Source organism: Bartonella massiliensis (assembly GCF_902150025.1).
In the GTDB taxonomy this organism is placed as follows: domain Bacteria; phylum Pseudomonadota; class Alphaproteobacteria; order Rhizobiales; family Rhizobiaceae; genus Bartonella; species Bartonella massiliensis.
The window spans coordinates 1-2,990 of the sequence record NZ_CABFVS010000036.1 but is presented as its reverse complement, the minus strand read 5'-3'; the positions used below and the strand labels follow the sequence as shown (position 1 = coordinate 2,990).

Sequence of the window (2,990 nt, the reverse complement as noted above, 5' to 3'; positions counted from 1 at the left end):
AGCTGATTTTTTTCTTCAATAGGATAAATCACAGCTCTCTTTATATTTTGAGCCACTATATTTTTTTCTTGCTTAGTAAAAGATAATTCTCTTTAAAAAAAATATTTAGCAATATTTACATGACATTCTGCAATTTTTGAAAATAAAGTTTGTGTAAACAAAAGAAGAAATACTATAAAAATATAGAAATAAAAATTACTTTTAAATATTTTAAACATAAATTATATATTATATTTTTACTTTAAACAACAAAGTAAAATATTAATAAAAACTATTTTATAAAATTTAGTTTTATATATTATAATCTATATAAGTATAGATGCTATAATTTAATATATAGCGTCGTTAAGACTTGAATAAAAAAGTTGATCAAATATTTGAAGGAAAAATGATAAAGCACCCTGCGAGAGAATTGCATTTGTGCCATTCTAACTTAAAGAGGAATATTATAAAAAATTAATAAATAAGTGCTTTGAAAAAATAACGCTTAAAAATCGATATTAAACAATAAATTTATCAATCGCTCATCTTAATACCAAAATACTTTAATGCCAAGATACTGGTTTATAATCATAGTTTATTATTATGCATATTGAATGAAAAACCTAACGATTATAAATTTCGCTTAAGTTTAACGCTGTTTATATTGAATCAATCAAATTTATTTGCTTGCATCTCACAAACGAGCGTAGTGTCTAAGGCGAGAGTGGTGTGTAAAAAAAGCTTGAAGAAAAAAATATCAACTTATGAGATATTTTAAAGACTAAGTTGTGTTGTAAAATGTTGTAAAAAGTGGGAGTTGATAAAGTTTATGATAGCGCCACATTATTACTTTAAAAGTTTAAATATAGTACTGTACAATGGATTTTATAGTATGGATTTTTTATTATACCGATTATCCATTCGAGGCACAGCGCTATAAAATAAGCTGAGATACCTTATTTTTCTTTAAAACAAGCAGATGTGCAATACAATGAGATTCTATTTATTATAGTTTCAACGGTGTTTTTCCTTTATTATCTGGTCAACTCATCAAGCTCTCTGCAATTTCACGATACTACGCGTCAAATAGTATAAAGGTAAATTCATTAAACAGCATCTTAACGCTTAATAAAAGAGCAAGCCGGATTAACACACTTTGTCAGCGCTCAATATTGTAAAACAGCCCTTAAAAGTTGTAAACGAGCCCTTAAAACTTGAGATGGTTCATAAAAAGCATACCAGCGCAGTTTTACTCTACACAGCTCATCCACTTGTGATGGACAAGAGATATAGTTTTTATTGACTCAACATGGAAAAAATAAATACTCTTTATAAATCAATATCTTGTCATCATGCAATTTCATCTCACGTCAATTCTTCCCATTACATTGATTTTTCTATGAACATTAAAATCTGTTAAAATACTGTCAAAGTAAAATTAAATAAGTGCAGCAATATTTCTATCCTTTTGTAAGATAGATATGTAAACTTGCATTAAGAACGCAAAGAAGCCTAATTAAAACTAAAGTCTGTATCATTGCAGCCCTTTGACAACAACAAGAACAATTATCCTCACTCCATAGTAAAAAGAAGAATATATAACTTCATCTAAACGTGTCTTTTTAAGCTATAATGAAAAAAATTTTTTCATTTCCTACTGGAAAGTCTTTAATCTTCCGAAATATTGACTGATCAAAAACAAAAAGACGCATCAAAAACGCTGACAAAAAATACCTATCTTTAAAAGGGCGACCCCATATTCCATTAAAAACCCCATATTCCATCAAAAACTGTGTTTGCTTCTCTCAATAAAACCTTCATTATTTTTAATAAAGCCCTCATTTTTAGAACACGACCCTATGGGATGTAAAAATATGCCTATTTGCGTTTCTCTTATAGATAGATTAAATAGTGCCAGCACCTTTGATCACTTTGTCTGTATTAACTTCTCTTTTGGACAATAATTTATGGTATCTAACACGCCTTTTCTCGCTCTTTTACCTTTAGGTGCACATGAATATCACGGAGAGCACCTTCCCTTTGAAACCGATTGGATTATTGCTGAAGCTTTTGCAAAAGCCCTGACACTACAAACAAAAGAGAAATATCATATCGCCCTTTTACCGGTTGAAAAAATTGGTTATTCTATAGAGCATATGGATGTTATAGAGACACAAAGCCTCACCTTTTCTGATGCAATTCAGCGCTGGATAAAAATTGGTGAAAATTGCTATCACAAAGGGATCAACCGTCTTCTTCTTCTCAATGCTCACGGAGGCAATTCTCCTTTAATGAGTATTGTTATCACTGAATTGCGAAGGCGCTTCTCCATGCTCGCTGTGGCAACAAGCTGGAGCCGTTTTGCTTTGCCACAAGGTCTGATAGAACCTTCTCAACAGCATCTTGATATCCACGGCGGTTTTATCGAAACCTCTCTCATGCTCTATTTAGCCCCAGAAAAAGTCCATATGGAAAAGGCCGTAAATTTTCATAATAAACAAGCCGATATGATTGCCAATTATCGCTATTTACGCGCTTATGGTCCGCATGCCTTTGGCTGGACAATGCGTGATTTAAACCCGCAAGGTGCCGCAGGAAACGCAAGCAAAGCAACACCAAAAGCCGGTGAAGCAATCTTTTTTCATGTTCTGTCTCAGCTTCGTGATTTACTTGATGATATCAATCGTTTTAACATAAAAACATGGCAATAAAGAATAATAAAAGGTTCCCTCATGGAAATGACTCCTCAAAAAAAACTTCCCGTTACGGTTCTCACAGGCTATCTTGGTGCCGGAAAAACCACACTTCTCAACCGCATTCTCAGTGAAAATCATGGTAAACGTTATGCCGTCATTGTCAATGAATTTGGTGAAATTGGAATTGATAATGACCTAATCATTGAATCCGATGAAGAAATTTATGAAATGAATAACGGCTGCGTTTGCTGTACTGTGCGCGGCGATCTCATTCGCATTCTGGAAAGTTTGATGCAACGCTCTCATCGATTT

2 protein-coding genes are annotated in these 2,990 nt (G+C 32.5%); both read left to right on the top strand.

Features of this window, described 5'->3' with window-relative positions; all coding sequences use genetic code 11:
* Positions 1-1,949: 1,949 nt before the first annotated feature.
* Positions 1,950-2,693 (top strand): creatininase family protein, encoded by a 744-nt coding sequence (locus FNZ60_RS07845; RefSeq protein WP_142417047.1) that lies wholly within the window; start codon positions 1,950-1,952, stop codon positions 2,691-2,693.
* 21 nt (positions 2,694-2,714) lie between these two features.
* A partial coding sequence (locus FNZ60_RS07840; RefSeq protein ID WP_142417046.1) for a CobW family GTP-binding protein occupies positions 2,715-2,990 on the top strand: 276 nt, incomplete at its 3' end.